Genomic DNA, 26,459 nt, shown 5'->3' with positions numbered 1-26,459 from the left:
AATGCGGCTGCAGGGGCGCACGGCCATCATCACGGGAGCAGCTTCGGGCATCGGTCGTGCGAGTGCAAAACTGTTCGCGGAGGAGGGCGCGCGTCTGGCCCTGGTCGATCGCGATGCGGCCGGCCTTCAGGAGACGCTGAGCTTGGTCGATGAAGCGACAACGCATGTCGGCGACGTCGGCGACGCCGATTTCGCCGAAATCGTTGTGCACGATGTCGTGGCGCGACACGGCCGGCTCGACATCCTGATGACGGCCGCCGGCTTCTCCTGCGGCGGCACGGTGCTGACGACGAGCCCGGACGACTGGGACGCGGTGTTCCGCGCCAATGTCGGCGGCACCTGGTTGTGGGCGCGGGCGGCGGTGCCTCAGATGCAGCGGCAGAAGAGCGGCTCGATCATCACACTGGCATCGCAACTCGCCATTGCCGGCGGCAAGGGCAACAGCGCCTACATCGCCGCCAAGGGCGCGATCGTCAGCTTGACCCGGACGATGGCGGTGGATTTCGCAACCGACGGCATCCGCGTCAACGCGATTGCGCCCGGCGCGATCGACACGCCGATGCTGCGCCGCAGCTTTGCCCGTCACGCCAATTCGGACGAGGTGCGCGAAGCCTCCCGCAACCGTCATGCCATGAAGCGGTTCGGCCAGGCGGAGGAGATCGCACAGAGCGCGCTGCATCTCGCCAGCGACGCATCTTCTTTCACGACCGGCACCGTGATGGTGGTTGACGGAGGCTGGCTCGCGGCATGAGCGACGCGCTGACAGAGCTCGAAGCTGATATTCGCGCCGATCTAGCCAGGATCGCGCATCCCGGCGCGGCATGGCTCGAACCGAAGACCGGACCGGACGGCAAGCCTGCGCTGGATGTTCTTATCGTCGGTGCCGGCCAGTCCGGGATCGCGATCGGCTTCGGCCTGATGCGCTCGCGCGTCAGCAACATCCTGTTGCTCGACAAGGCCGAGGAGGGGAAGGAGGGCCCGTGGCTCACCTATGCCCGCATGCCGACGCTGCGCAGTCCAAAGGATTACACCGGTCCGGACCTTGATATTCCGAGCCTGACCTATCAGTCCTGGCACGAGGCCCGTTTTGGACGAGAGAGCTGGCAGACACTCGACCTGATCCAGCGTGGCCATTGGGCGGACTATCTGCTGTGGCTGCGACGCACGATCCGCTTGCCTGTGCGCAATAGCTGCGAGCTTCTGGAGATTGCGCCAGCGGCCGACGGCCTGCTCGTCGCGCGCGTGAAGCGTGCAGACGCGATTGAGACGCTGTACGCCCGCAAGATCGTGCTGGCGACGGGGCAGGAGGGTATGGGCGACTGGATGATTCCGGAGCCGCTGCGCGATCTGCCGGCCGGCTCAGTCGCAACCGTTGTCGGCGATATCGACTTCGAAAGCCTGCGCGGCAAGCGCGTGGCCGTGATCGGCGCCGGCGCCTCCGCCTTTGACAATGCGGCAACAGCGCTGGAGGCGGGCGCAGCCGAAGTGCATCTGCTGTGCCGCCGTGCGCAGATCCAGGTGATCCAGCCCTATCGCTGGCTGACCTTTCGCGGCTTCCTGCGCCATCTCAGCGATCTCGACGATGCCTGGCGCTGGCGCTTCATGCGCAAGATCCTTGAGATGCGCGAAGGCTTTCCGCAGCCGACCTTTGACCGCTGTGCGCGTCATACCAATTTCACATTGCACGAGGGCGCGCCTATCGAGAGCGTCAGACAGATCGAAATCGGTCTTGAATTGCAGACGCCGCGTGGCACGATACCTGCGGATTTCGTCATTTGCGGCACCGGCATCGACATGAACTTTGCCGGCCGCGGCGAGCTGCGCCGCTTTGCCGGCAATATCGCGACCTGGGCCGATCGCTACCAGCCGCCTTCGAGCGAGCGCAACGCACGGCTCGGTCGCTTTCCCTATCTGGCCGACGATTACGCCTTCACCGAGCGCGTGCCGGGCGAGACGCCGTGGATCTCCGACATCCATCTTTTCGCCATCGCCTCCACCATGAGCTTCGGTCCGTCGGGATCGTCGATCAACGCGATGACGACAGCCGTTCCCAAGCTGATCGACGGCCTGACGCGCGGCCTATTTCGCGCCGATGTTGAACGTCACTGGGCTTCGCTCAGCGCCTATGACGTGCCGCAGGCCGTGGTTGCGCGGCCCGCGCGAAAAATGGAGGAGCAGCGATGATCATCCATGCACCGCCGCGACGAAGCGCCTCTGCGGGATTGGCGCGCAACTTGCTTCCTTCTTGACCTGCCTTGCTGGCGTTCTTGCCGAAATTTTGGGGAAAACGAATGCGTTTTGTGTCTTTCAGGCCCGCGGCCTCAGTCCTCGCCACCACTGCGCTGTTGCTCATTGCCACCGCGCCTTCGCAGGCACAGACGAGAGCGGAGACGTTGCGCTATGTCACGGGCTCTGCCGTCAACACGCTCGATCCCAACATTCCCGGATCGACGCGCGAATCCTTCGCGTTGAGCATGAGCACATACGATCGGCTGGTAGCGTTCGGCCGCAAGCAGCTCAACGGCAAATGGGTGTTCGATCTCGACACGATTACCGGCGAGCTCGCCGAATCCTACGACGTCAGCCCCGATGGACTGAAGCTGACCTTCCGCCTGCGCAAGGACGCCAAGTTCCAGGACGGCTCGCCTGTCACGGCCGAGGACGTGAAATGGTCGCTCGATCGCTGCGTCACCGCGCCGATCCTCGGCAAGGCGCAGCTGCTGACGGGATCGTTGACCTCGGCCGACCAGTTCAAGGTGATCGATCCCCTCACCATCGAGGTGACGCTGCCGAAACCCGACAAGCTCGCGCTGCCCAATCTCGCGACTGTCTATCCCATGATCATCAACTCGAAGGTCGCGAAAGAGCACGCGACGGCGGATGATCCCTGGGCGACCGCGTGGCTGAAGGAGCACACAGCCGGCAGTGGCGCCTATGTGGTCGAGACCTTCAAGCCGGGCGAGCAGGTCATCATCAAGCGAGATGAGGCCTGGAATCGAGGCACGGCCAACAAGCCCGCGTTCTTCAAGCGTGTGATCATTCAGTCGGTGCCGGAGCCGGCCACCCGCGCCAATCTCGTCGAGCGCGGCGATGCCGACCTCGTCGTCGATCTCCAGGCCAGCGACGTGCAGTCGCTCGAGGCCAAGGGCAAGCTCAAGGTGGTCTCGACCCCGCAGTACAATGCGATCACCTATGTCTCGATGAACAACCAGATGCCGCCCTTCGACAACGTCAATGTCCGCCGCGCCATCGCTTACGCGTTGCCCTATGACGACATGTTCAAGGCCGCTCTGTTCGGCCGCGGTGCGCCGCTGTTCGGCGCGACCTGGCCGGACGGCAAGCCGCTGAACGGCATCTATCCGTTCCAGCAGCCGGTGAAGCTCGACCTCGACAAGGCCAGGGAATATCTCAAGGCGGCCGGGCTCCCCGAGGGTTTCTCGACCACCTTCAGCTTCAACGTCGGCCAGTCCTCGACCGCAGAGCCGATGGCGGCGCTGGTGAAGGAATCGCTCGGCAAGATCGGGATCAAGGTCGACATCCAGAAGCTGCCGGATGCGCAGATGTCGACGCAGATCAACGAGAAGAAGCTTCCCTTCTACACCGAGGGCATCGTAGCCTGGCTGCCGTCGACCGATTACTTCTACCGCAACTTCTACACCGGCAATCAGCGCTGGAATTACAGCTCGATCAACAACCCGGATCTTGCCGCAATCGCGCAGGAGGCGCGCTTCGAGCCGGACAAGGCCAAGTATGAGGAAGCCGGCCGCAAGCTCAACGCGATGCATGCCGATCTGATGCCGCAGATCATGCTGTGGCAGCCGAACCAGGATGCGGTGATGGCGTCGTCGGTCGAAGGCTACACTTACGAGTTCCACCGCCAGGTCGACTATCGCGACGTCAGCCGCAAGTGATGGCGGACAACGAGAGGAGCTCTCAGAGGTGACGACCGGTCTTGGTGCAACCATGGTGCGGGCGGGCAGGCGGCTTCTGTCGTCGCTGCCGGCGCTGTTCGGGGTGCTGGTGTTCACCTTTCTCCTGATGCGCGTGCTGCCCGGCGACCCCGCGGTGTTCTTCGCCTCGGGGCCCAATGCCGGCAAGGAGGAGATCGAGCAGATCCGCAAGCAGATGGGGCTCGACAGGTCGGTGCCGGAGCAGCTCGTATTCTATCTCTCCGACATCGGCCACGGCAATCTCGGCCGCTCCATGATGACGGGGCAGCCGGTGCTGAAGGACCTGCGCGAGCGGCTGCCGGCCTCGCTGGAGCTCACCTTCACGGCGCTCCTGATCGCGCTGATCGCGGCTGTGCCGCTCGGCGTAGTCGCGGCCCTGAAGCCCGGCTCGATCGTCGATCACGGTGTGCGGCTGTTCTGCGCGCTTGGCGTCTGCGTGCCGACCTTCGTCTCGGGCCTGCTGCTGATTTACGTCTTCTACTACCTGCTCGGGCTGGCGCCTGATCCGACCGGGCGGGTCGACGTCTTCACTTCGCTGCCGCCGCAGCGCACCGGCTTCCTGTCGATCGATTTCCTGCTTGCGGGTGATATCGAGGGCTGGTGGGCCGCCTGCAAGCAGCTGATCCTGCCGGCGGTGAGCATGGCCCTGTTCGTGATCGCGCCGCTGGCGCGGATCACGCGCGCCTCGATGCTGGTCTCGCTCGGCAGCGATTTCGTGCGCACCGCGCGCTCGGTCGGATTGTCCTGGCGCAAGGTGGTCGTCACTTATGCGTTGAGGAACGCGATCCTGCCCGTCATCACCATCGCCGGCATCGTGTTCTCGACCATGCTGGGCGCCAATGTCCTGGTGGAGAAGGTGTTCTCCTGGCCGGGCGTCGCTTCCTACGCGCTTGATGCGCTCCTATCCTCCGACTATGCGCCGGTGCAGGGTTTCGTGCTGCTGATGGCCAGCCTGTTCGTGCTGGTGAATCTCGTGGTCGACATCTGCTACGGCATCGCCGATCCCAGGGTGTCGATCGCATGACCAGCGCAACTCTCCGTCATTCGGTCTGGATCCTGCGCGGCAATCCGCTCACCGCCGTCGCCGCGGCCGGCGTTGCGCTGTTCGTCCTGATTGCGATCTTCGGGCCGTGGATCGTGCCCTATGATCCCGTGGTTTCGAATGTCTCGGAGGCTCTTTTGCCGCCGAGCGCGGCGCATCTCGCCGGCACCGACCAGCTCGGACGCGACGTCTTCAGCCGCCTCATCGTCGCAACGCGGCTCGATCTTGCCATTGCGGTCTCTGCGGTCGGCATCTCCTTCGTGATCGGCGCCGTCGTCGGCGCGTTCTGCGGCTATGCCGGCGGCAAGCTCGATCGCGGCGTCGGCCGCTTCGTCGATGTGATGATGGCCTTTCCGCTGTTCGTGCTGGCGATGGCGATGGTTGCCGCCCTGGGCAACCGGATCGAGAACATCGTGATCGCGACCGCGATCATCAATCTTCCTTTCTACATCCGCTTCGCGCGCGCCGAGGTGAACGTCCGCCGCAATGTCGGCTGGGTGGAGGCCGCGCGCGCCTGCGGCGAGAGCCATTTCTCGGTGGTGCTGCGCTTCCTGCTGCCGAATATCCTGCCGGCGATGGCGGTGCAGATCTCGCTCAATCTCGGCTGGGCCATTCTCAATGCGGCCGGCCTGTCCTTCATCGGTCTCGGCGTTAAGCCGCCGACGCCGGAATGGGGCATCATGGTCGCGGAGGGCGCGCGCTTCATCTCGACCGGGCGATGGTGGCTGGTGGCCTTTCCGGGCCTTGCGCTGATGATGGCCGTGCTGTGCTTCAATCTCCTCGGCGACGGGATGCGGGACATTCTCGATCCGCGGATGCGCACATGAGCGAGGAGCTGCTAGGAATCAACGACCTCCACGTTTCGTTCTCGACGCGGCGCGGCATGGTCGAGGCCGTGCGCGGCGTGACGCTCTCGGTCGAGAAGGGCGAGATGCTCGGCCTCGTCGGCGAGAGCGGCTCGGGCAAGTCGGTCACCGGCTTTGCGACGACGCGGCTGCTCGATGCGGCCGGGCGCGTCACCGGCGGCAAGATCCTGTTTCGCGGGCAGGACGTCACAAAACTCAGGGGCGATGACCTCCGTCAGCTCCAGGGCGCCGCGATGTCCATGATCTTCCAGAATCCGCGGGCGGCGCTCAACCCGATCCGCGCGATCGGCCTGCAGATCGCGGATGCGATCCTCACGCATAAGAAGATATCGAAGGACGCTGCGCGCGCCGAGACGCTGGAGCTGTTGTGCGCGGTCCAGATCCGCGACCCCGAGACGCGGATGAACGCCTATCCGCACGAGCTGTCCGGCGGCATGTGCCAGCGCGTGATGATCGCGATCGCGATCTCGTGCAATCCTGCGCTGCTGATCGCCGACGAGCCGACCACCGGCCTCGACGTCACCACCCAGAAGGTGGTGATGGATCTGCTCGCAGATATTGCCGCCGCGCGTGGCATGGCGACGATCCTGATCACGCACGATCTCGGTCTCGCCGCGCGCTATTGCCGCCGCATCGCCGTGATGGAGCGCGGACGCATCGTCGAGGAAGCGAGCCCCAAAAAGCTCTTCAGCGCACCGCAGCACGCCTATACCCGCCGCCTCGTTGCGGCATCGCCGACCGCGACGTCGCGGATCGAGGACCTCGTGACGGAGGAGGAGCGGGAGCGGCACGCGACGATCGTCAGCAAGCCAAGGCAACAGCTCCCGCACGGGACGCCGCCGCTCCTCGAGGTGCGGAAGCTCGCCAAGCGTTTTGACCAGGGCTCCGCGGCGGTCGCGGATTTCTCGATGACGATGGCCGGCGGCGAGAGCGTCGGGCTCGTTGGCGAGTCCGGCTCCGGCAAGAGCACGACGTCGCGGATGATCTGCCGTCTGATCGACCCGAGCGAAGGCGATATCGTGTTCGACGGGCAGTCGATCGGCCATGTCGCCTCGCGCGACTTCCATCGCTCGCCGCTGCGCAAAGACATCCAGATGGTCTTCCAGGACCCGAACGAGAGCCTCAACCCGCGCTTCACGGCGTTCGACTGCATCGCCCATCCCCTGATGCGGCTCGACGGCATGCGTGCGGCCGATGCGCTGCGCAAGCGTGTGGAAGAGTGTGCGGAGCGGGTGGGCTTGCCGCTCGATCTGCTGCCGCGCTTTCCGCACCAGCTCTCCGGCGGCCAGAAGGCCCGCGTCGGCATTGCCCGCGCCATCGCCTGCCGGCCGCGGCTCCTGGTGCTGGACGAGCCGACCGCCGCGCTCGACGTTTCGGTGCAGGCGGTGGTGCTGCAACTGCTCGACCGTTTGCGCCGCGAGAACGACATCGCGCTGCTGTTCGTCAGCCACGATCTCAATGTCGTGCGCATGCTCTGCGACCGCACCATCGTGCTGCGCAACGGCGGCATCGTGGAGCAGGGGGAGAGCCGGGCGCTGTTCGATAATCCCAAGACCGACTACACGCGCAAGCTGGTCGAAGCGATCCCTCATATCGAGACCGGACCGGCGCTGGCGGCCGCGCTTTGATGCTTGGACCGGTCGAAATCCCGATGAGATCGCGCTGGCGAAGGCCCGGTTAGTGGCATACCATTTGCACGCCAACGGGTTCTGGTTTCACCTGCCTTTGGCCAACGATGGCCGGCATCACGGCACTACTGGGAGGATTTCATGGATCGCAGGACCGTATTGAAGGGACTGGCCGGCGCGGGCGGTCTGGCGTTGACCGGCCTCTCGGCCCCGGCGATCGCACAAGGCGCCTCTGCGCGCACCCTGCGCTTCGTGCCGCAAGCCAACCTCGCCAATTTCGATCCGATCTGGGGCACGCAATATGTCGTGCGCAACGCGGCGGCGCTGGTCTGGGACACGCTCTACGGCGTCGATGCCAAGCTCCAGCCGCAGCGTCAGATGGTCGAATCCGAGGAGACCACCGACGACGGCAAGACCTGGACCTTCAAGCTGCGCCCGGGTCTCAAGTTCCATGACGGCGAGCCCGTGCTGAGCAAGGACGTCGTCGCGAGCCTGTCGCGCTGGGCCGCGCGCGACCCAATGGGCCTGATGATCCTCGCTATCCAACAGGAATTGACAGCGGTCGACGACCGCACCTTCAAATGGGTGTTGAAGCAGCCTTTCCCGAAAATGCTGTACGCGCTGGCCAAGAACAACGCGCCGTGCTCCTTCATCATGCCCGAGCGCATCGCGAAGACCGATCCGTTCAAGCAGATCACCGAATATGTCGGCTCGGGTCCGATGAAGTTCGCCAAGAGCGAATGGGTGCCCGGCGCCAAGTCGGTGTTCGAGAAGTTCACCGATTACGTGCCGCGACAGGAGAAGGCGTCGTGGCTTGCCGGCGGCAAGAACATCCTGGTCGATCGCGTCGAGTGGCTGGTGATGCCGGATCCGGCCACCGCTGCGGCCGCCTTGCAGAACGGTGAGGTCGACTGGTGGGAGAACCCGATCTCCGATCTCGTGCCCGTGCTGAAGAAGAACAAGAACATCAGCGTCGATATCGGCGATCCCCTCGGCAATATCGGCTCCTTCCGCATGAACCATCTGCACCCACCCTTCAACAATGTGAAGGCGAGGCGCGCGGTGCTGATGGCGTTGAGCCAGGAAGACTATATGCGTGCGCTGGTCGGCGACGACGATACGTTGTGGAAACCGCTGCCCGGCTTTTTTACGCCGGACACGCCGCTCTACACCGAGTTGGGCGGCGAGATCCTGAAAGGAAAGCGCGATTTCGATGCGGCCAAGAAGCTGCTCGCCGAGAGCGGCTATTCCGGCCAGCCGGTCACATGCGTGGTCGCGCAGGACCAGTCGATCACGAAGGCGCAGGGCGACGTCACCGCGGATCTGCTCAAGAAGCTCGGCATGAATGTCGATTTCGTCGCGACCGATTGGGGCACGGTGGGCGCGCGCCGCGCGATGAAGACACCGCCGGGGCAGGGCGGCTGGAACATGTTCCACAGCTGGCACGCCGGCGCCGATTGCATCAATCCGGCCGCCTACACCGCCATCCGCGCCAATGGCGACAAGGCCTGGTTCGGCTGGCCCAACAGCCCGAACACCGAGAAGGAGATCACGGCCTGGTTCGACGCCAAGAATCTCGAGGAAGAGAAGGCCGCGATCGGGCAGGTCAACAAGGCGGCGCTCGAGGATGTCGTCTACGCGCCGACCGGCTTCTTCCTGACCTACACGGCATGGCGCAAGAACGTCTCCGGCATCACCAAGGGGCCGCTGCCGTTCTTCTGGGACGTGTCGAAATCCGCATGATGGTACGCTGAAGCCAGATGCTCTCTTACATCCTCCGTCGCATCGTCTCGACCTTGCCGGTAATGGCAATCGTCGCGCTGTTCGTGTTCAGCCTGCTCTACATCGCGCCGGGTGATCCCGCCGTGGTGATCGCGGGCGATCAGGCGAGCCCGGAGGATGTGGAGCGCATTCGCCAGGGCCTCGGTCTCGACCGTCCCTTCCTGATCCAGTTCGGAAGCTGGGTCTGGCGCATCCTGCACGGCGATCTCGGCACCTCGATCTTCACCAGCCTTCCGGTCTCCGCGATGATCGGACAGCGTCTCGGACCGACGCTGTCGCTGATGACCGTCACTTTGCTGCTCACGATCGTCGTCGCCGTGCCGCTCGGCGTGGTGGCGGCGTGGAAGGCCGGCAGCTTCATCGACCGCGCCATCATGGCGTTCGCCGTGTTCGGCTTCTCGCTGCCCGTCTTCGTCGTCGGCTATGTCCTTGCCTACATCTTCGCGCTGGAGCTCGAATGGCTGCCCGTGCAGGGGTACACGCCGCTCACGGAGGGCTTCTGGCCGTGGCTGCAAAACCTGATCCTGCCGTCGATCGCGCTCGGCTGCGTCTACATCGCGCTGATCGCGCGCATCACGCGTGCCACCATGCTCGAGGTCTTGCAGCAGGACTATATCCGCACCGCGCGAGCCAAGGGCCTCGGGCAGGGCGGCATCCTCTTCGTTCACGCGCTGAAGAATGCCGCGGTCCCGATCGTGACCGTGATCGGGATCGGCATCGCGCTCCTGATCGGCGGAGCGGTCGTCACGGAAAGCGTGTTCGCGATTCCCGGCCTCGGCCGGCTCACGATCGACGCGATCCTGCGCCGCGACTATCCCGTCATCCAGGGCATCGTGCTTCTCTTCAGCTTCGTCTACGTCCTCGTCAATCTGATGATCGACGTCGTCTATACGCTCGTTGACCCGAGGATCCGCTATTGACCGATACGACCGTCAATCCGCAATCGCTGCCGGCCGGCTTCGTTCTCGCGCCGCAACTGCCCGAAATCCTGCGGCCGGTCACGATCAGGCGTGGTTTCCTGGGATTCTTGCGCGGCCATCCCACCGTCGCGATCGGCGGCGCACTGCTGCTGGCACTCGTCTTCATTGCGATCTTCGCGCCGTACCTCTGGACAGTCGACCCGACTGCGCTCGCGCCCGCCAAGCGTACGCGGGCTCCGTCGGCACTCTACTGGTTCGGCACCGACGTGCTTGGCCGCGACATCTATTCGCGCGTGCTGTTCGGTGCGCGGGTCTCGCTCACGGTCGGCCTGTCAGTTGCGATCTTCGCCTCCGTGGCGGGTCTCGCCATCGGCATGGTCTCCGGCTTCGTCCGCTGGGCCGACGGCATCTTGATGCGCTTCATGGACGGATTGATGTCGATCCCGCCAATCCTGCTTGCGATTGCGCTGATGGCGCTGACGCGCGGCAGTGTCGGCAACGTCATCCTGGCCATCACCATCGCCGAGATCCCGCGGGTTTCCCGTCTTGTCCGGAGTGTGGTGCTGTCGCTGCGCGAGCAGCCCTATGTGGACGCGGCGGTCGCCTGCGGCACGCGCACGCCGATGATCATCCTGCGCCACATTCTGCCCAACACGCTGGCGCCGATGCTGGTTCAGGCAACCTACATCTGCGCCAGCGCCATGATCACGGAGGCGATCCTGTCCTTCATCGGGGCGGGCACGCCGCCGACCATTCCGTCCTGGGGCAACATCATGGCCGAAGGCCGCGCGCTGTGGCAGGTCAAGCCCTACATCGTGTTCTTCCCGGCGGCATTCCTCTCCGTCACCGTGCTCGCCGTGAACCTGCTCGGCGACGGCCTTCGCGATGCGCTCGATCCGCGCATGGCCAAGAGCCTCTGATGTCGAGGGGTTGATCGAGATGGCTTTGCTCGAAGTCGAGAACCTCCAGACCCACTTTCGCACGCCCGGCGGCATCAACCGTGCGGTCGACGGCGTGTCCTTTCATGTCAACGAAGGCGAGACGCTCGCCATTGTTGGCGAATCCGGCTGCGGCAAGTCGGTGACCTCGATGTCGCTGATGCGGCTGATTCCGGAGCCGCCGGGCAGGATCGCAGGCGCCGTCCGCTTCGCGGGCAGGGACCTGCTGCAACTGTCCGACCGCGAGATGCGCGCCATCCGCGGCAACGACATCTCGATGATCTTTCAGGAGCCGATGACGAGCCTCAACCCGGTTCTGACGGTCGGGCGCCAGATCCGCGAAACGCTGATGATCCATCAGGGCCTCGACAAGCAGGCGGCCGAGGCGCATGCGATCGAGATGCTGACGCTGGTCGGCATTCCCGAGCCGAAGCGGCGTGTGCGCGAATATCCGCATCAGCTTTCCGGCGGCATGCGCCAGCGGGTGATGATTGCGATCGCGCTGGCCTGCAATCCAAAGCTCCTGATCGCGGACGAGCCGACCACCGCGCTCGACGTGACCATCCAGGCACAGATCCTGAAGCTGATGCTCGATCTCAAGCGCCGGGTCGGTGCGGCGATCATCCTGATCACCCACGATCTCGGCGTCGTCGCCGAGATCGCCGAGCGCGTCATGGTGATGTATGCCGGCCGCAAGGTCGAGGAGGCGCCGGTGGCCGAGCTGTTCCGCTCGCCGCGTCATCCCTATACGCAGGGCCTGCTTGGCGCAGTGCCGCGGCTCGGCTCGTCACTAACAGGCACCGCGCGGCGGCTGGCCGAAATCCCGGGGCAGGTGCCCGATCTGCGCAAGCCCATCATTGGCTGCGTCTTCGCCGGCCGCTGCGCGCTCGCGACCGATCTCTGCCGCCAATACGCGCCGGGCCTTGAGGAGAAGGCGCCTCGCCACGTCGCCGCATGCCACTACGCCGCCAAGGGGGCCATCGCGGCATGAGCCCTCCGTTGCTCCAGGTCAACGACCTCAAGAAGCACTTTCCGGTCAAGACCGGCCTGTTCGGCCGCAAGTCCGAATGGGTCTATGCGGTCGACGGTGTATCCTTCGAGATCGCGCGTGGCGAGACGCTGTCGCTGGTCGGCGAGTCCGGTTGCGGCAAGTCGACGGTCGGCCGCGCCATCCTGCGGCTGTTCGACATCACCTCGGGCCAGGTGATCCTCGACGGCCAGCGCATCGACGACGCCCATCCAAGCACGATGCGCCAGATGCGCCGCCGCGTGCAGGTGGTGTTCCAGGATCCGTTCTCCAGCCTCAACCCGCGCATGCGCGTGCGCGACATCCTGGCCGAGCCGATCCGCAATTTCGGCCTCGCCAAGTCAGCCATCGATCTCGAAACGCGCGTCACGGCGCTGATGGACACCGTGCGGCTGCCGCGCGAGGCGCTGAACCGCCGGCCGCACGAATTCTCCGGCGGCCAGCGTCAGCGCATCGGCATCGCGCGGGCGCTGGCAGCCGAGCCCGAGCTGATCGTCTGCGACGAGGCGGTCTCCGCGCTCGACGTCTCGGTCAAGGCGCAGATCGTCAATCTATTGCAGGATCTCCAGCGCGAGTTCGGCCTTGCGCTGTTGTTCATCAGCCATGACCTCGCCATCGTCGAGCACATGACCCATCGGGTCGCGGTGATGTATCTGGGCAAGATCGTCGAGGTGGCGCCGCGCCGCGAGATTTTTGCCGTGCCAAGGCATCCCTACACCAAGGCGCTGCTCTCCGCGGTCCCGCTGCCCGAGCCCGGAGCCCAGCGCAATCCCATCATCCTCAAGGGGGACGTGCCGAGCCCCATCAATCCGCCGAGCGGGTGCCGCTTCCACACCCGTTGCCCATACGTCTTCGATCGCTGCCGGACGGAGGAGCCGACGCTGCGTTCGACCGGACCCGAGCAATGGGTGGCCTGTCACCTCGAAGAGGCGCCGTAGGCCCCTCAGCCCTGGCGGCGCAGGAAGCCTGTGATCGTGACCTTTTCCCAAATCCCGGCTGCGGCGAAGGGATCGGCGCGGTTGAAAGCTTCGACCTCGGCGCGGCCGGGTGCCTCGATCAGGAACAGGCTGCCGATCATGTTGGCGCCGTCGTCGGAGACCAGCGGCCCCGACATCACGATCTTGACGCCGAAGCGCGATGTGTCGCTCAGGAAGGCCTTGTGGGCGTCGTAATTGGCGAGCCGGGTCGGCAGCGCGCCGGCGCGGTCGAGGGCGTGAATGGCGAACAGCATGATGTCTCCGTTGACGTGTTGGTGTTGTTGGGACGGCCGCGGAGGCGGCCGTCCGTGCTTGTGATCAGCGGTTGGGCTACTTGGCGCCGAGCTTGCCGGCGTCCTCGAAGGTCGGGCAGGTCCGCTGCTCCAGCGGCACGTCGAACGGCTGGTAATTGTCCTTGGTGATGACGGTCGGCTTCAGCACGATCTCGGAAATGACAGGCTGGTTGCGCAAGCTGCGGATCGCCATCATGGTGCCGAGACAGCCTTGCGCAAATCCGTTGTAGTCGCCGCTCGCAAGCAGCTTGCCGGACTTGATCGCGTCGATCGCTTCCTTGGTGCCGTTGATGCCGATCACCTGGGCCTTGCGATTGGCACCGTCGAGCGCCTCGATCGCGCCGACCGCCATGGCGTCGTTGGCCGCCAGCACGCCGTCGATCTGCGCGTTCGACTGCATCAGGTTTTCCATGACCTGGAGCGCCTGCAGCCGCTGGTAGTTGCCGGGCTGCGAGGCCAGCAGCTTGGCGCCCGAATTCTCCTTCAGCGCGTCGTTGAAGCCGCGGACGCGGTCGACGTTGGTCAGCGAGCCCTTGACGCCCTCGATGATGACGATGTTGCCCTTGCCGCCCAAAGTCTTGAGCAGGAAGCGCGCGGTTTCGAGGCCAAGGCTGTAATCGTCGGCGCCGACGAAGGAGAGGAACTTGCCGCCGGCGGAACGGTCGGTGATGTTGACGACGGGGATTTTTGCCTCGTTGACCTTCTCGACGCCCGGCACCATCGCCTTGTAGTCGACCGGCGTGAAGACGATCGCGCTCGGCTTCTTCACCACGACGTCCTCGATCTGGCTGAGCTGCTCGGGGATCGAGTCCGGCTTGGTCGGGATGTACTGCAGCGTCTTCGCGTTCAGCGCTTTCGCCATGTTGTCGGCACCGACCCGCACCGTCTGGAAGAACGGATTGGTCTGGTTCTTGGTGAACACGGCGATGGTCTCGCCGTCGGCGCGCGCTTGCGTATTGAACGCGGCCGCCATCAGCAGCGGCAGCGCCAGATAGCCCAGTGTCTGTTTCATGTAGCCTCCATCCCTCATTTTGCTTGTTGGATTTCTAAGAGCTCATTGCGCGCGGCGGCGGGTCTTCATGTCGAGCCAGACCGCGAGAATGACGATGATGCCGGTGACGAGCGGCTGCCAGTTGGCGCTGACCGACAACAGGTTCATGCCGTTCAGCACCAGCGTCAGGATCAGCGCGCCGATGAAGGTGCCGAACACGGTGCCGACACCTCCGAACAGCGAGGTGCCGCCGATCAGCACGGCCGCGATCGCCGGCAGCGTCAGGCTTTCGCCGATGTCGGCTTCGGCCGAATTGAGGCGCGACAGGAAGATGATCGAGGCCAGCCCTGCCATGGTGCCTGATACCGCATAGACCAGCAGCAATCGCCGCGCGACCGGAATGCCGGAGAGGCGGGCGGCGACCGGATTGGCGCCGATCGCATAGATCTCCTGGCCCCAGATCGTGCGTTGCGCAAACAGCGTCCCGATCCCGAGGAACACCAGCAGTAGATAGACCGGGATAGGCAGGCCGAACAGATAGCCGCTGCCGATCTGGCGGAATCCTGCCGGGAAACCGTGCAGGGTTTCGCCCGCCATGTACCAGTAGGTGAGGCCGTTCAGCACCCAGAGCATGCCATAGGTGGCGATGAAAGAGGGGATGCGCAGCGCGGTGACCATGATGCCGTTGAGCAGACCAACGATGCCGCCGCAGGCGAGCCCGGTGAGGATGCCGAGCGCCGGCGAACCGGTCTTGTGGATCACGGTGCCGGCGATACAGGCGGACAGCGCGACATTGGCGCCGACGGAGAGATCCAGACCGGCGGTGAGCACCACCAGCGTCAGTCCCGACGCAATGAAGAAGGTCAGGCTCGCTTGTCGGAGCACGTTGAGGATATTGCCGAGGCTCAGGAAGGAATCGCTGAGCACGGCGAGCACCGCGCAGATCAGCAGCGCTGCGAGCAGGCGGTAAAACACCTGGATCGCGTCCTGCGACAGGAATGAGCGGGACGGCATCATCGCCTCTTTGGAGATGTCGGTCATGCGCGGCTCCTGAGGCCGTCGAGGAACAGAGCGACGATGACGAGGACGCCGACGCTTGCGACCTGCACCGAGGAGGGCATCGAGATCAGGTTGAGCCCATTGCGCAGCACGCCGACCGCGATCACGCCGAGCAACGTGCCAAGCAGCCAGCCATTGCCGCGCTCGAACGAGGTGCCGCCGACCGCGACAGCGGCGATGGCGTCGAATTCGAGACCGAGGCCCGCAGTCGGGTGGCCGGAATTCATCCGCGCGGTCATCAGCAGGCCCGCGATACCGGCCATGGCGCCGCCGATCGCATAGACCGCGATCAGCAGCTTGTTCGGCGAGAGGCCGGCATAGCGCAGCGCCTCGCGGTTGCCGCCGAGCGCGAAGATGTAGGTGCCAAAGCGGGTGTGGTAGAGCAGTCCGTGGAAGGCCGCATAGGTCACCAGCGCCATCACGATGGGCACTGGCACGCCCAGAAGCGTCGCCGAATAGATGTCGCGCACGCTGTGGGGGATACCGACCACGCTCTGGCCGTCGCTGACGATCAGCGACAGGCCCTGCGCCATGCCGAGCGTGCCCAACGTCGCGACGAAGGGCGGAATGCCGACGATGGCGACCAGCCAGCCGTTGGCGAAGCCGAAGGCCGCGCCGACGAGAAGCCCGGCGCCGAGGCCCAGCAGCATCGACTTGGTCGCAAGCGACACGATGGCGACGCAGAGCGAGGTCAGCGTCAGCACCGCGCCCATCGACAAATCCAGCCCCTCGGTCATGATGATCAAGGTCATCGGTAGCGCCAGCATGGTCAGGATGGTCGACTGCACCAGCACATTGGAGAGGTTGGCGACCGAGAGGAAGCCGGGCGCGATCGCGCTGAACAGCGCGATCAGGAGCACCAAGACGATCGCAACGCCGGGAATGCGCTGCAGCGGATTGGGTTGTGAGACGACCGCGGCTTCACGCATGATGCATCCCCAGTCGCACGATGTTCTCCTCGGTCAGTTCGCTGCGGGTCAGGTGTCCGGCGATGCGACCCTCGCGCATCACATAGGCGCGGTCGCAGACATGGCAGATCTCGACCTGCTCGGACGAGATCATCAAGGCCGCCGCGCCTTCGGCGACCAGCCGGTCGATCAGCGCAAAGATCTCGGACTTGGCGCCGATGTCGATGCCGCGCGTCGGCTCGTCGAAGATGAAGAGCTTTGAGCCGGCCGCCAGCCACTTGCCGATCACGACCTTCTGCTGGTTGCCGCCCGAGAGCAGGCCGACGGTCTGGCGCGCGCTTGGTGTGGCAATGCGCAACTGCCGGATCAGGCCATCGGAGGTGCGCTGCGCGCTGCGTTGGTCGAACAGGCCGCTCGGGAACAGTTTTCGCAGCGCCGACACCACCAGATTGTCGCTCACCGAGCGCAGTAGCGCGAGGCCCTCGCTCTTGCGGCTCTCCGGGATCAGCGCGATGCCGCGGCGGGCGGCAAGGTCAGGCTCGCCTGAGATAGCCTTGCCGTCGAAAATGATCTCGCCTGACGTCACGGCATCGGCGCCGAAGATGGCGCGGGCGACCTCGCTGCGGCCGGAGCCGACCAGGCCGCACAGGCCGACGATCTCGCCCCGGCGCACCTCGATGTTGATATCGGAGATGCCGGTCGACGAGCTCAAGCCCTTGACCTCGAGCAACAGCTCGCCGGGCTGGTCGGCGAAGTTGCGCGGATAGGTCATGTCCACGTTGCGGCCGACCATCATGCGGACGAGCTGGTCCGGCGTGACGTCGGGCGGGCGAACGCCGTCGATGCGGCGGCCGTCGCGCATCACCGTGATGCGATCGCCGAGTGCGAACACCTCGGCCATGCGATGCGAGATATAGACGATCGACACGCCGTCGGCCTTCAGCCGCGCGATCAGGGCGAACAGCAGCTCGGTCTCGCGGTCGGACAGCGCCGCCGTCGGCTCGTCCATGACCAGGATGCGCGCGTTCTGGCTGATCGCCTTGGCGATCTCGACCATCTGCTGCTGCGCCACCCCCAACTTGTCGACGGTGGTGGAGGGGTCGATCTCGAACCCGATCGTGCCGAGCACGCGCCTGGCGTCGGCCAGGATCTTGCGGCGGTCGATGGTGCCGGGAATGCGGCCCTTCGGCTCGCGGCCGAGGAAGATGTTCTGGGCGATATCGAGATGGGGGACCAGCGAGAATTCCTGGAAGATCACGGCGATGCCGAGCTTCTGCGCATCCGCGGTCGAAGAGATCGCGACCTTGTCGCCCTTGTAGTAGAACTCGCCGGCATCGGCGCGGTAGGCGCCGCACAGCACCTTCATCAGGCTCGACTTGCCGGCGCCGTTCTCGCCGAGCAGCATGTGGACTTCGCCGGGGAAGACGGCAAAGGACACATCATCCAGCGCCTTGACGCCGGGAAACTCCTTGCTGATGCCGCGCAGCTCCAGCAGCGGCGTGGGTGAGGCGGGCTCGATGGCCAATGCGGCGCTGCTCATGCGTGCACTCCGCTCGCAAAGATCTTTCCGGGATTCATCAGTCCATCAGGATCGAGCGCGGTCTTGATCGATCGCATCACGTCGACGGCCTCGCCGAGCTCATCGGTGAGATATTCGATCTTGCCGAGCCCGATGCCGTGCTCGCCGGTGCAGGTGCCGTCCATGGCGATGGCGCGGGCGACCATGCGGGCCTGCAGCGCTTTGGCGCCATTGGCCTCATCCGGCTTGGCCGGGTCGATCAGGATCAGCATATGGAAATTGCCGTCGCCGACATGGCCGACGATCGGGGCGGTAAAACCGTGCTCGTCCGCGTCGCGCCGCGTCTCGGTCAGGCATTCGGCCAGCCGAGAGATCGGCACGCAGACATCGGTGATCACGGCGCGTGCGCCGGGCCGCAAGCCCAGGCCCGCATAAAGCGTGTTGTCGCGGGCGTGCCAGAGCCGGCTGCGGTCTTCTTGCGCCTTGGCCCAGGCAAAACCATGGCCGCCATGGTCGGCGGCGATCGCCTGCGCGGCTTCGGCCTGCTCGGCGACGGAGCTCTCGGAGCCGTGGAATTCGAAGAACAGGGTCGGGGCTTCGCGATAGCCGAGCTTGGCGTAGGCGTTGATGCCGCGCATCATGACGTCGTCGAGCAGCTCGATGCGGGCGACGGGGATCGCAGACTGGATCACGGAGATCGCAGTGTCGACAGCATCGTGCAGGGTGTCGAAGCTGCAGACCGCGGCCGAGATCGCCTGCGGCACGGGATGCACCTTCAATGTGACCTCGGTGATGACGCCGAGCGTGCCTTCGGCGCCGACGAACATCCGCGTCAGGTCGTAACCGGCGGCCGACTTGCGCGCGCGCCTGGCGGTGCGGATCACGCGCCCGTCGGCCAGTACCACCTCCAACGCCATGACGTTGTCCTTCATGGTGCCGTAGCGCACCGCCATGGTGCCGGAGGCACGCGTGGACGTCATGCCGCCGATCGAGGCGTCGGCGCCGGGGTCGATCGGGAAGAAAAGTCCGGTGCCGCGCAGCTCCGCATTGAGCTGCTTTCGCGTAATGCCGGGCTGCACCACGACATCCATGTCGCTGTCGTGCACTGTCAGCACTTTGTTCATCCGGGCGAAGTCGAAGCAGACGCCGCCGGCGACCGCGGCCGCATTGCCTTCGAGCGAGGTGCCCGCGCCGAACGGAACGAGCGGCATACTAGCGCTGGCGCAGAGCTTCACGATCTCCGCGACTTCCTGCGTGGTTTCAGGGAAGACGACGATGTCGGGCGGCAAATTGCGATAATGCGATTCGCTCTGCCCGTGCTGATCGAGCACGCCGCGCGCAACGCTCGCGCGCGGGCCGATCATGCCGGTGAGGCGATCGGCCAATATGCTCGTGCTGACCCGCGGTCCCATCCCTAGCTCCCGTCTGCTCCCTTGTCGGACTCTTGTTGGTCCTTCGTTTAGCCTAGGCGGCCCTTGCGTTGCTCGCGACCTGCTTCAGGCCGAAATCGTAATTGAGGTGGAAATAGTCGCGCTCCACCATGCGACCATCGGGCGCACGGCCGGCAGGATGGCCAGTGAATTCGCGGATCAGGCTGTCCTTGACGCCGAACACCACGTCGCTGTCGAGATATTTGTCGCCAGCGACGAAGACATGGGTCACGAGCTGCTCGAAACCGGGCGCGGAGATCATGAAATGGACATGCGCGGGACGCCAGGGATGGCGGCCCTGCACCTCCAGCATCTCGCCGACCGGGCCGTCATGCGGGATCGGATACGCCGCCGGCTTGATCGACCAGAAATGGAAACGGCCGTTGGCGTCGGTATGGAAGCGCGCGCGCATCGCGAGATCGCCGATGTCGTCGAGCTGCTGCACGTCGTAATAGCCGTCGTCGTCGGAATGCCAGACATCCACGATGGCCCCGGCAAGCGGTTGTCCGTCGACGGTCGAGACCGAGCCGGTGACCAGCATCGGATCGCCTTCCATCGGGCCGGAGATATCGGCGCCGCTGTCCTTCTCCGGCGCGGCCTGGACGAAGAAGGGGCCGAGCACCGTCGTCTCGGTCGCCCCTTCCGGCACCGGATGGTTGATCGCGTCGACCAGCATGGAGACGCCGAGCGTGTCGGACAGCAGGATAAATTCCTGGCGCTTGTCGTCGCACATGTGCCCGGTGCGGGTCAGGAAGTCGATGCCGTATTCCCATTCCTTCTGGGTCGGACGGATCTCGCGGACGAAGGCATGCAGGTGGCGTACCAGCGCCTCGCTGACCTGTTTGATGCGCGGATCGGTCGCGTCCTTGATCCGCTCCAGCACCGCGTCCGTGATCGTGGTCTCGTTGAAGTTACGCATAGGTGTCTCCGCGATCAGAGCTTGGGTTCGCCAAGCCCGGACAGACGTTCCAGGTGCTTGACGGTCGCGATGAAGTCGGTGTCGCCGTCGCCCTGCGCGACCAGCGAGCCATAGGTCTCGCGCACCTGCGCTGCGAGTTGCAGCGGCACGCCGACGGCGTGGCCTGCGCCGAGGATGAGATCGAGATCCTTGGCCATCTGCTTGCAGGAGAAGGTGGACTCGAAATCGCGCGTACGCAGCGGCGCGGTCTTGTACTTCACCATTGGCGAGGCCACCGCGCTATCATCGAGCACCTTCAAAATGTCCTGCCAGGCGATGCCGCCCTTGCGCGCCAGCGCAAGGCTCTCGGCCATCATCGCGGCTGACACCGCGATCATCAGATTGACCGAGAGCTTTGCGTAGCGCGCTTCCTCGGCCGGCCCGAGATAGGTCTGGGCGCGGGTGAAGGCGGCGAACAGCGGCTTTGCGTTCTCGAAGGCATCCTTCGGCCCGGAGACGAAGCAGGTCAGGGCACCGGTATAAACGATGCTGGCATTGCCGGAGACCGGCGAACGCAGATAGGCGATGCCACGGGCTTGAGCCGCGGCCGCAACTTCGGTGGAGGCCTCGACGCTCACGGTGCTGGTCTCGATCAGAACAGATCCAGCAGCCATTGCGGCGATCAGGCCAGCGGGGCCGAGCAACGCACCGCGCAAGGCGGCGTCATCGGGCAGGGATGTGATAATTGCGGCCTTGCCGCTCACGGCCTGCGCCGGCGAAGCGGCGATCGAAATGCCTTGCGCACGCGCCTCGTTGATCCGGGCGGCGCTCTGATCGAATGCGGTCACGGCGTAGCCGGCCTTGGCGACGAGCGCCGACATCGGCAGGCCCATCTTGCCGATCCCGATGAAAGCGACATTCCTTGAAGCGTCGGTCATTGATCTCATCCATTGGCGCCTTCAGGCGGGGAGTCCCTGTCGTTCGATATCCTGCACCAGCCGCCGGCCAGATTGGGCCAGCAACTCTTTCTTCGCGTCCAGCCCGTCAACCAAAAGCCGGCCGTCCCGCTTCTTCCAGGCGCCGCCGATCATGACGGCCTCGATATTGGCGAGGCTCGTCTGCATCACGACGGTCGCGACGGGATCGTGCACCGGGACAAGGTTGAGATCGGATGCGTTGATGACGACGAGGTCGGCGAGCTTGCCCGGTGTCAGCGAGCCGATCTGGCCCTCGCGGCCGAGCATGCGGGCGCCTTCGGTCGTGATCCAGCGCAGCGCCTCGCGGACGGGGATCGTGGTCGTCGCCGGAATGGTGCCGTTCACTTGACGCGACTCCGCATTGTCGAGCGCCCGCTGCATCGACAACGCGACGCGGGCGACGGAGAAGAGATCGCCGGCCAGCACGGATTCCAGGTCGGTCCCGATGGTCGGGCGAACGCCGCGCTTGAGCAGCCGTCCGGTGATCGGAAAACCGTGGCCCTGGATCATCTCATTCTCCGGCGTCACCGAGAAGGACACGCCGAGGCCGACCATCTTGTCGAGGAGATCGTCGGGCAGGTCGTTGCCATGGACGATGTTGGTGCCGGCGCCGACGAGGCCGGCTTCGATCAGCTTCTCCCAGCCGCCGGGCGTCTTGGCCGGGCCGCCGCCCTGATGCATGGATGCGATCAGGTTGAGTTCGCGCGCGAGGCGGAAATCGTGCATGGCGACGTCGAGCGTCGAATAATGCGGACCCAGAATCGCAAGCCCGAGCGTGACGAGGCCATCGCGGTCGGCGAGGGGACCGGCCAGCAGCCGCTCGACTTCGCGGCGCGGATGCGGAATCTCGGAGAAATGCGGCTCGCCGGGCTTCGGCTCTGGCTTGGGCGAGCCGTGGAAGAAGGCGGCGCGGATGCCGCTCTCGATCAGGCCACGCACGGCGGCATCGGTATGATCAGGCGTCGGATTGTTGTGGCACCAGTCGACCAGCGTGGTGGTGCCGCAATTGATCTGGTTCAACGCACCGACGAGGGTCGCAATGTGGATGTCGTCGGGCCGGAACACGGTCGCGAGCCCGGCATGCATGCGACGGAAATATTCCAGCAGCGTCCAGTTGGCGGCATAGCCGCGCAACGCGGTTTGCCAGGTGTGCATGTGCGCGTTGATGAGGCCGGGGATGACGATGCGCCCGGTGCCGTCCACGATCTCGGTTTCGGAAGCGCCGCTGCCGAGGTCGATCGATGGACGCACGTCGACGATGCGGCTGCCCTCGACCAGCACATCGCCGGTGTTGAGGTCGCCAATCGCGTCATCCATGCTGATGATGACAGCGGATTTGATCAGCGTGCGCCGCATCGCTTCAGGCCGCCGCTTTGATGGTAACAGGCGGCTCGCCGGCCCAGGCGCGAGCGATCAGCTCGCGGATGGCATTGCGCTCGAGCGGGCGCGGGTTCCAGTAGGCGTTGGTGACGGCGAGATCGGCCGCCTTGTCGATGCCGCTTTCGGGCATGCCGATGTCGCGCAACGCCAGCTTCGCACCCAGCCGCTTCGCGAGCTCGTAGAGCCCCTGGGACGCATCGGCCGCGCCGATCGCGCGCGATATCCGCGCCATCGCATCGGGCACCGCCGGTGCGTTGTAGGCCAGCGCATGCGGCAGCACGATGGTGTGGGTTTCGGCATGCGGCAGATCGAAGGTGCCGCCGAGCGTGTGGCAGAGCTTGTGATGCAGCGCCATGCCGACCGTGCCGAGGCAGACGCCGCAGAGCCAGGCGCCATAGAGTGCTTCGGTGCGAGCCTCGCGGTCATCGCTTTTGGCCGCAATGGCGGGGAGGGCGCGCGCGATCGCGCGGATGCCTTCCTCCGCCATCAGCGACGTCACGGGATTGGTGTCGCGGGCATAGAGCGCTTCAACGGCATGCGCGATCGCGTTGATGCCGGATGTCGCAGCGAGGCTCGCCGGCAGCGTCAGGGTGAGGTCGACATCGTAGATCACGGTCTCCGGCAGCACGGCTGCGTCGCGCACCGTGGTCTTCAGGCCGTTCTCGGTCTGGCCGACGATCGGCGTCATTTCCGATCCGGCATAGGTGGTGGGAATGCAGAGCTGGTTGATTCCGGTGCGCAAGGCCAGCGCCTTGCCGAGGCCGGTGGTCGAGCCGCCGCCGAGTGAAACGACGCAGTCGGCCTCGCATGCTTTCATCGCCGCGAGCGCGCGCTCGGTGACCTCGACCGGCGTATGCATCGTGGCGCCGGGAAAGATGCCGGCATAGAGCGGGCCGAGCGCTGCGCCTAATCTCTTGCCTTGCGCCTCCTGCTGGGGCGTCGTCAGCACCAGCGCGCGCTTGCCGCCGAGCCGCTCGATCTCGGCTTTGGCCGAGGCCAGCGTTCCGCTGCCGAATACGACGCGGCAGGGCAGGTTTTCAAAGGTGAACGAACCGATCATGCGCCGGTCTCTTTGATGGGATAATCGACCTGGAAGCGTCCGATCCGCAAGTCGCCCAGCGCCTCGCGGACGCGCAAATGTTCCGGGTGGGTGGCATAGGCGGCGAGTGCGGCCTGGTCGGTGAATTCGGAGAACAGCACCACGTCGCAGGCGTAGTCGACATCGCTGACGTCAACGCCGACCTCGATGTGGGTGAGGCCGTCGATCCGGCCGCGCAGGCCCTCGAACAGGGTCTTGACCTTGGAACGGGCCGCGGAACGCTCCGCGGGCGTCTCCCCGCGCAGCCGCCACATCACGATGTGCCTGATCGGGCCCGACATTTCCCAGTTTCCTCGCCTGCTATCTTGCTTGTGTTCTGGCCATTTTGACTTGCGGGATGTGGAAATAAAGGTCAATATTTGTAAGTCTCTTTTTCTAAAAGTGGAAAAATGGATCGCCTGCTGCAATTGGAGGTGTTCTCCAAGACGGCCGAGCTCGGCAGCCTGTCAAAAGCCGCCGAGGCCTTGCGCATGTCGAATGCGGCGGCGAGCCGCCATCTCAGCGCGCTCGAAGAGCGCCTTGCGGTCAGGCTGATCGAACGCAATACACGCCGGCTGTGGTTGACGGAGGCGGGGCAGGAGCTGCTGGAGCGCTCCAGCCGGGTGCTGAGCGAACTGGCGGAGGCCGAGGACATCGTCAGCGATCGCGCGCTGTCGCCGCAGGGCACGCTGCGGGTCACGAGCTCGCTGTCTTTCGCGGTGATCTATCTGGCGCCGATGCTGCCTTCCTTCCGCGCGCGCTATCCGAAGCTCAACATGCAGATCACGACCGCCAACCGCTATCCCGATTTCATCGAGGCTGGCATCGACGTGGCGATCCGGACGCGCGAGCAGGAGCCGGATTCGAACATCATCGTCCGCCGCATCGGCCAGATGCGGCGCGTGCTTGCCGCCGCGCCTTCCTATCTCGCAAGCGCCGGCGAGCCGGAGCAGCCCGCCGATCTCGCGCGCCACAACATGCTGGTCTACAATCTCGCGAACGATCCCTATTCGCTGCGCCTGCGCAAGAGCCATGGCGCGCAGACCGTCCGCATCACGCCGACGCTCGACAGCAATGACGGCCAGGTCATTCGCGGTGCGGCGCTGGCAGGGCTCGGCATCCTCATCCAGCCGCTCTATATCGTTCAAAGCGACATCGCGGCGGGCCGTCTCGTCCCGGTGCTGGTGGATTGGGAGCTGCCGCTGCTCACCATGAACATCGCCTACCAGAACCGTGCCGGGCTGCCCGCCAAGATCAGGGCTTTTTCCGACTTCCTCGTCACCCACATCCGCGAGCATTCGGAGCCGGGCATCTGGATGGACGCGACCAAGTGAGCGGGTAGCAGCCATGTATCTCGGCATCGATCTCGGCACCTCGGCGGTCAAGACCGTTCTCGTCGACGGTGCCCAGCGCGTGATTGCGAGCGAGAGCCGGCCGCTCGCGACCGCCTCGCCGCAATCAGGCTATTACGAGCAGGACCCCGCACAGTGGATCGATGCGGCCTTTGCCACACTGGATGCCCTCAAGGCGACGCATGCCGGCGAGTTGGCGGCCGTCGAAGGCATCGGGCTGTCCGGCCAGATGCATGGCGCCATGCTGCTCGATGCGAGCTGGAGACCCTTGCGGCCCTGCATCCTCTGGAACGACGGCCGCTCCGCCGCCGAGTGTCGTGTCCTGGAACGACGCTGGCCCGCCTTGCGTGCGGTGACGGGCAACAAGGCGATGCCGGGATTCACCGCGCCAAAACTGCTCTGGATCGCGACGCACGAGCCTGAAATCTTTGCGGCGACGAAACTCGTGCTGCTGCCGAAGGCCTATCTGCGCCTGGTGCTGAGCGGCGAGGCCATCGAGGACGTCTCGGATGCATCGGGATCGCTGTGGCTCGACGCCGCGCGCCGGGACTGGTCGGACGCAGCACTGGCGGCGACCGGCCTGTCGCGCGATCACATGCCGCGTCTGGTCGAGGGATGTGCGCCCGCGACCACGCTGCGCGGCGAGCTGGCGCGGCGCTGGGGCATGACCGGACAGCCGGTGATCGCGGGCGGTGCCGGCGACAATCCGGCGGGCGCCGTCGGCATCGGCGCGATCCGGCCGGGAACCGCGTTCGTGTCTCTGGGAACCTCGGGTGCCTTGCTGGCACCGACCAGCAGAATCGCCGCCAACCCGGACCGCGCGGTGCATACGTTCTGCCACGCCATTCCCGACATGTGGATTCAGGCCGGCGCGATCCTCTCGGCCGCCTCCTGCCTGGCCTGGATCGCGCGCCTGTTCGGCGCCACCGAGGCCGAGTTGCTGGCGCCGCTTGGATTGCGCCCGCAGGCGCCGTCGCCTGTGAGCTTCCTGCCTTATCTGGCGGGTGAGCGGACGCCGCACGATGATCCCGCCGTGCGCGGCATGCTGGATGGTTTGAGCCATGGCACCGATCGCGGGACGATCGTGCAGGCGGTGCTTGAGGGCGTTGCCTTCGCGCTCGCCGATTGCCGCGATGCGCTCGCGGATGCCGGCATTGCGATCACGGAAGCCGACGCCATTGGCGGTGGTTCACGGTCCCGGTTCTGGCTCTCGGTGCTGGCAAACGTGCTGAATGTTCCGGTCCATCGCTTTGCCGGAGGCGAGACCGGCGCGGCGTTCGGTGCGGCGAGATTGGGGCGGCTTGCTGTCACCGGTGAGGCGATCGCCGCCGTGTGCACGCGGCCGCAGCGCATCGAGACGTTCGAACCCGACGCAAGACTGGTCGATGCCTATGCCGAGCGGCTTCCCGCGTGGCGCGAACTGTATCGGCCGCGCCACTAGCAT

General features: G+C 65.4%; 24 protein-coding genes. 13 read left to right on the top strand and 11 right to left on the bottom strand.

Going from position 1 to position 26,459, the window contains the following annotated elements:
• Position 1 precedes the first annotated feature (1 nt).
• The 11 genes from OWC48_RS02975 to OWC48_RS02925 all read left to right on the top strand — a co-directional run bounded on the left by OWC48_RS02975 (position 2) and on the right by OWC48_RS02925 (position 13,091).
• Entirely contained in the window at positions 2 to 751 is a 750-nt protein-coding gene (locus OWC48_RS02975; protein ID WP_282518586.1) for an SDR family oxidoreductase, read from the top strand.
• Positions 748 to 2,184, top strand: coding sequence for an NAD(P)-binding domain-containing protein (locus OWC48_RS02970; protein WP_282518585.1), 1,437 nt, complete (start codon positions 748 to 750; stop codon positions 2,182 to 2,184). The genes OWC48_RS02975 and OWC48_RS02970 overlap by 4 nt, the downstream gene beginning before the upstream one ends.
• A 107-nt stretch (positions 2,185 to 2,291) precedes the next feature.
• Positions 2,292 to 3,911: an ABC transporter substrate-binding protein gene (locus OWC48_RS02965; protein WP_282518584.1), complete on the top strand. Its 1,620-nt coding sequence runs from the start codon at positions 2,292 to 2,294 to the stop codon at positions 3,909 to 3,911.
• 28 nt (positions 3,912 to 3,939) lie between these two features.
• A complete protein-coding gene (locus OWC48_RS02960; protein ID WP_282518583.1) occupies positions 3,940 to 4,974 on the top strand; it encodes an ABC transporter permease in 1,035 nt (344 codons plus the stop codon).
• Positions 4,971 to 5,819, top strand: coding sequence for an ABC transporter permease (locus tag OWC48_RS02955; protein WP_282518582.1), 849 nt, complete (start codon positions 4,971 to 4,973; stop codon positions 5,817 to 5,819). Before OWC48_RS02960 ends, OWC48_RS02955 begins: the two co-directional genes overlap by 4 nt.
• Positions 5,816 to 7,486 carry an ABC transporter ATP-binding protein gene (gene nikE / locus OWC48_RS02950; protein WP_282518581.1) on the top strand — a complete coding sequence of 557 codons (1,671 nt, stop codon included), beginning with the start codon at positions 5,816 to 5,818 and terminating at the stop codon, positions 7,484 to 7,486. The genes OWC48_RS02955 and nikE overlap by 4 nt, the downstream gene beginning before the upstream one ends.
• A gap of 141 nt (positions 7,487 to 7,627) precedes the next feature.
• The gene (locus tag OWC48_RS02945; protein ID WP_282518580.1) at positions 7,628 to 9,229 is read left to right on the top strand and encodes an ABC transporter substrate-binding protein; all 1,602 of its coding nucleotides are present in this window, start codon (positions 7,628 to 7,630) and stop codon (positions 9,227 to 9,229) included.
• Positions 9,230 to 9,246: 17 nt separating this feature from the next.
• Positions 9,247 to 10,188, top strand: a complete 942-nt coding sequence (locus tag OWC48_RS02940; RefSeq protein ID WP_282518579.1) for an ABC transporter permease — start codon at positions 9,247 to 9,249, stop codon at positions 10,186 to 10,188.
• Positions 10,185 to 11,108, top strand: a complete 924-nt coding sequence (locus OWC48_RS02935; protein ID WP_282518578.1) for an ABC transporter permease — start codon at positions 10,185 to 10,187, stop codon at positions 11,106 to 11,108. Before OWC48_RS02940 ends, OWC48_RS02935 begins: the two co-directional genes overlap by 4 nt.
• A gap of 19 nt (positions 11,109 to 11,127) precedes the next feature.
• Positions 11,128 to 12,117, top strand: coding sequence for an ABC transporter ATP-binding protein (locus OWC48_RS02930; protein ID WP_028148435.1), 990 nt, complete (start codon positions 11,128 to 11,130; stop codon positions 12,115 to 12,117).
• A complete protein-coding gene (locus tag OWC48_RS02925; protein WP_282518577.1) occupies positions 12,114 to 13,091 on the top strand; it encodes an ABC transporter ATP-binding protein in 978 nt (325 codons plus the stop codon). Before OWC48_RS02930 ends, OWC48_RS02925 begins: the two co-directional genes overlap by 4 nt.
• 5 nt (positions 13,092 to 13,096) lie before the next feature.
• Here OWC48_RS02925 and OWC48_RS02920 read toward each other — a convergent pair whose 3' ends face one another.
• The 11 genes from OWC48_RS02920 to OWC48_RS02870 form a co-directional block, all read right to left on the bottom strand.
• A complete protein-coding gene (locus OWC48_RS02920) occupies positions 13,097 to 13,384 on the bottom strand; it encodes a YciI family protein (protein ID WP_248882321.1) in 288 nt (95 codons plus the stop codon).
• A 76-nt stretch (positions 13,385 to 13,460) separates the two neighbouring features.
• Positions 13,461 to 14,435, bottom strand: coding sequence for a sugar ABC transporter substrate-binding protein (locus tag OWC48_RS02915; protein ID WP_282518576.1), 975 nt, complete (start codon positions 14,433 to 14,435; stop codon positions 13,461 to 13,463).
• A gap of 42 nt (positions 14,436 to 14,477) precedes the next feature.
• On the bottom strand, positions 14,478 to 15,455 hold the full coding sequence (locus OWC48_RS02910; protein ID WP_282518575.1) for an ABC transporter permease: 978 nt from the start codon (positions 15,453 to 15,455) through the stop codon (positions 14,478 to 14,480).
• Complete coding sequence (locus OWC48_RS02905) at positions 15,452 to 16,402, bottom strand: ABC transporter permease (protein ID WP_063984397.1); 951 nt, start codon at positions 16,400 to 16,402, stop codon at positions 15,452 to 15,454. The genes OWC48_RS02910 and OWC48_RS02905 overlap by 4 nt, the downstream gene beginning before the upstream one ends.
• Positions 16,395 to 17,921: a sugar ABC transporter ATP-binding protein gene (locus OWC48_RS02900; protein ID WP_282518574.1), complete on the bottom strand. Its 1,527-nt coding sequence runs from the start codon at positions 17,919 to 17,921 to the stop codon at positions 16,395 to 16,397. Before OWC48_RS02900 ends, OWC48_RS02905 begins: the two co-directional genes overlap by 8 nt.
• Positions 17,918 to 19,312 carry an FAD-linked oxidase C-terminal domain-containing protein gene (locus OWC48_RS02895; RefSeq protein ID WP_282518573.1) on the bottom strand — a complete coding sequence of 465 codons (1,395 nt, stop codon included), beginning with the start codon at positions 19,310 to 19,312 and terminating at the stop codon, positions 17,918 to 17,920. The genes OWC48_RS02900 and OWC48_RS02895 overlap by 4 nt, the downstream gene beginning before the upstream one ends.
• A 52-nt stretch (positions 19,313 to 19,364) precedes the next feature.
• On the bottom strand, positions 19,365 to 20,249 hold the full coding sequence (locus OWC48_RS02890) for an intradiol ring-cleavage dioxygenase (protein ID WP_282518572.1): 885 nt from the start codon (positions 20,247 to 20,249) through the stop codon (positions 19,365 to 19,367).
• Between the two features lie 14 nt (positions 20,250 to 20,263).
• Entirely contained in the window at positions 20,264 to 21,166 is a 903-nt protein-coding gene (locus OWC48_RS02885; protein WP_282518571.1) for an NAD(P)-dependent oxidoreductase, read from the bottom strand.
• Positions 21,167 to 21,187: 21 nt separating this feature from the next.
• Positions 21,188 to 22,561: an amidohydrolase family protein gene (locus OWC48_RS02880; protein WP_282518570.1), complete on the bottom strand. Its 1,374-nt coding sequence runs from the start codon at positions 22,559 to 22,561 to the stop codon at positions 21,188 to 21,190.
• A gap of 4 nt (positions 22,562 to 22,565) precedes the next feature.
• A complete protein-coding gene (locus OWC48_RS02875; RefSeq protein ID WP_282518569.1) occupies positions 22,566 to 23,645 on the bottom strand; it encodes a maleylacetate reductase in 1,080 nt (359 codons plus the stop codon).
• Positions 23,642 to 23,965, bottom strand: a complete 324-nt coding sequence (locus OWC48_RS02870) for a Dabb family protein (RefSeq protein ID WP_014496495.1) — start codon at positions 23,963 to 23,965, stop codon at positions 23,642 to 23,644. Before OWC48_RS02870 ends, OWC48_RS02875 begins: the two co-directional genes overlap by 4 nt.
• A gap of 108 nt (positions 23,966 to 24,073) precedes the next feature.
• Here OWC48_RS02870 and OWC48_RS02865 point away from each other — a divergent pair, with 108 nt between their 5' ends.
• Together OWC48_RS02865 and xylB are read left to right on the top strand one after the other, a co-directional pair.
• Positions 24,074 to 24,997 (top strand): LysR family transcriptional regulator, encoded by a 924-nt coding sequence (locus tag OWC48_RS02865; RefSeq protein ID WP_071915418.1) that lies wholly within the window; start codon positions 24,074 to 24,076, stop codon positions 24,995 to 24,997.
• 13 nt (positions 24,998 to 25,010) lie between these two features.
• The gene (gene xylB, locus OWC48_RS02860; protein WP_282518568.1) at positions 25,011 to 26,456 is read left to right on the top strand and encodes a xylulokinase; all 1,446 of its coding nucleotides are present in this window, start codon (positions 25,011 to 25,013) and stop codon (positions 26,454 to 26,456) included.
• Positions 26,457 to 26,459: the final 3 nt, after the last annotated feature.

The organism is Bradyrhizobium sp. Arg816 (genome assembly GCF_029989365.1).
Taxonomy (GTDB): domain Bacteria; phylum Pseudomonadota; class Alphaproteobacteria; order Rhizobiales; family Xanthobacteraceae; genus Bradyrhizobium.
The sequence above is the reverse complement of the archived record's forward strand: the minus strand, read 5'-3'. Positions and strand labels throughout refer to the sequence as shown.

What these genes read in the sequence shown, in the direction of transcription:
- OWC48_RS02915 (WP_282518576.1), bottom strand. Translation starts at nt 14,435, where the DNA reads ATGAAACAGACACTGGGCTATCTGGCGCTGCCGCTGCTGATGGCGGCC.
- OWC48_RS02895 (WP_282518573.1), bottom strand. Translation starts at nt 19,312, where the DNA reads ATGGGACCGCGGGTCAGCACGAGCATATTGGCCGATCGCCTCACCGGC.
- OWC48_RS02885 (WP_282518571.1), bottom strand. Translation starts at nt 21,166, where the DNA reads ATGACCGACGCTTCAAGGAATGTCGCTTTCATCGGGATCGGCAAGATG.
- OWC48_RS02945 (WP_282518580.1), top strand. Translation starts at nt 7,628, where the DNA reads ATGGATCGCAGGACCGTATTGAAGGGACTGGCCGGCGCGGGCGGTCTG.
- OWC48_RS02970 (WP_282518585.1), top strand. Translation starts at nt 748, where the DNA reads ATGAGCGACGCGCTGACAGAGCTCGAAGCTGATATTCGCGCCGATCTA.
- OWC48_RS02955 (WP_282518582.1), top strand. Translation starts at nt 4,971, where the DNA reads ATGACCAGCGCAACTCTCCGTCATTCGGTCTGGATCCTGCGCGGCAAT.
- OWC48_RS02880 (WP_282518570.1), bottom strand. Translation starts at nt 22,561, where the DNA reads ATGCGGCGCACGCTGATCAAATCCGCTGTCATCATCAGCATGGATGAC.
- OWC48_RS02940 (WP_282518579.1), top strand. Translation starts at nt 9,247, where the DNA reads ATGCTCTCTTACATCCTCCGTCGCATCGTCTCGACCTTGCCGGTAATG.
- OWC48_RS02870 (WP_014496495.1), bottom strand. Translation starts at nt 23,965, where the DNA reads ATGTCGGGCCCGATCAGGCACATCGTGATGTGGCGGCTGCGCGGGGAG.
- OWC48_RS02930 (WP_028148435.1), top strand. Translation starts at nt 11,128, where the DNA reads ATGGCTTTGCTCGAAGTCGAGAACCTCCAGACCCACTTTCGCACGCCC.
- OWC48_RS02875 (WP_282518569.1), bottom strand. Translation starts at nt 23,645, where the DNA reads ATGATCGGTTCGTTCACCTTTGAAAACCTGCCCTGCCGCGTCGTATTC.
- OWC48_RS02900 (WP_282518574.1), bottom strand. Translation starts at nt 17,921, where the DNA reads ATGAGCAGCGCCGCATTGGCCATCGAGCCCGCCTCACCCACGCCGCTG.
- OWC48_RS02925 (WP_282518577.1), top strand. Translation starts at nt 12,114, where the DNA reads ATGAGCCCTCCGTTGCTCCAGGTCAACGACCTCAAGAAGCACTTTCCG.
- OWC48_RS02865 (WP_071915418.1), top strand. Translation starts at nt 24,074, where the DNA reads ATGGATCGCCTGCTGCAATTGGAGGTGTTCTCCAAGACGGCCGAGCTC.
- xylB (WP_282518568.1), top strand. Translation starts at nt 25,011, where the DNA reads ATGTATCTCGGCATCGATCTCGGCACCTCGGCGGTCAAGACCGTTCTC.
- OWC48_RS02905 (WP_063984397.1), bottom strand. Translation starts at nt 16,402, where the DNA reads ATGCGTGAAGCCGCGGTCGTCTCACAACCCAATCCGCTGCAGCGCATT.
- nikE (WP_282518581.1), top strand. Translation starts at nt 5,816, where the DNA reads ATGAGCGAGGAGCTGCTAGGAATCAACGACCTCCACGTTTCGTTCTCG.
- OWC48_RS02890 (WP_282518572.1), bottom strand. Translation starts at nt 20,249, where the DNA reads ATGCGTAACTTCAACGAGACCACGATCACGGACGCGGTGCTGGAGCGG.
- OWC48_RS02965 (WP_282518584.1), top strand. Translation starts at nt 2,292, where the DNA reads ATGCGTTTTGTGTCTTTCAGGCCCGCGGCCTCAGTCCTCGCCACCACT.
- OWC48_RS02920 (WP_248882321.1), bottom strand. Translation starts at nt 13,384, where the DNA reads ATGCTGTTCGCCATTCACGCCCTCGACCGCGCCGGCGCGCTGCCGACC.
- OWC48_RS02910 (WP_282518575.1), bottom strand. Translation starts at nt 15,455, where the DNA reads ATGACCGACATCTCCAAAGAGGCGATGATGCCGTCCCGCTCATTCCTG.
- OWC48_RS02975 (WP_282518586.1), top strand. Translation starts at nt 2, where the DNA reads ATGCGGCTGCAGGGGCGCACGGCCATCATCACGGGAGCAGCTTCGGGC.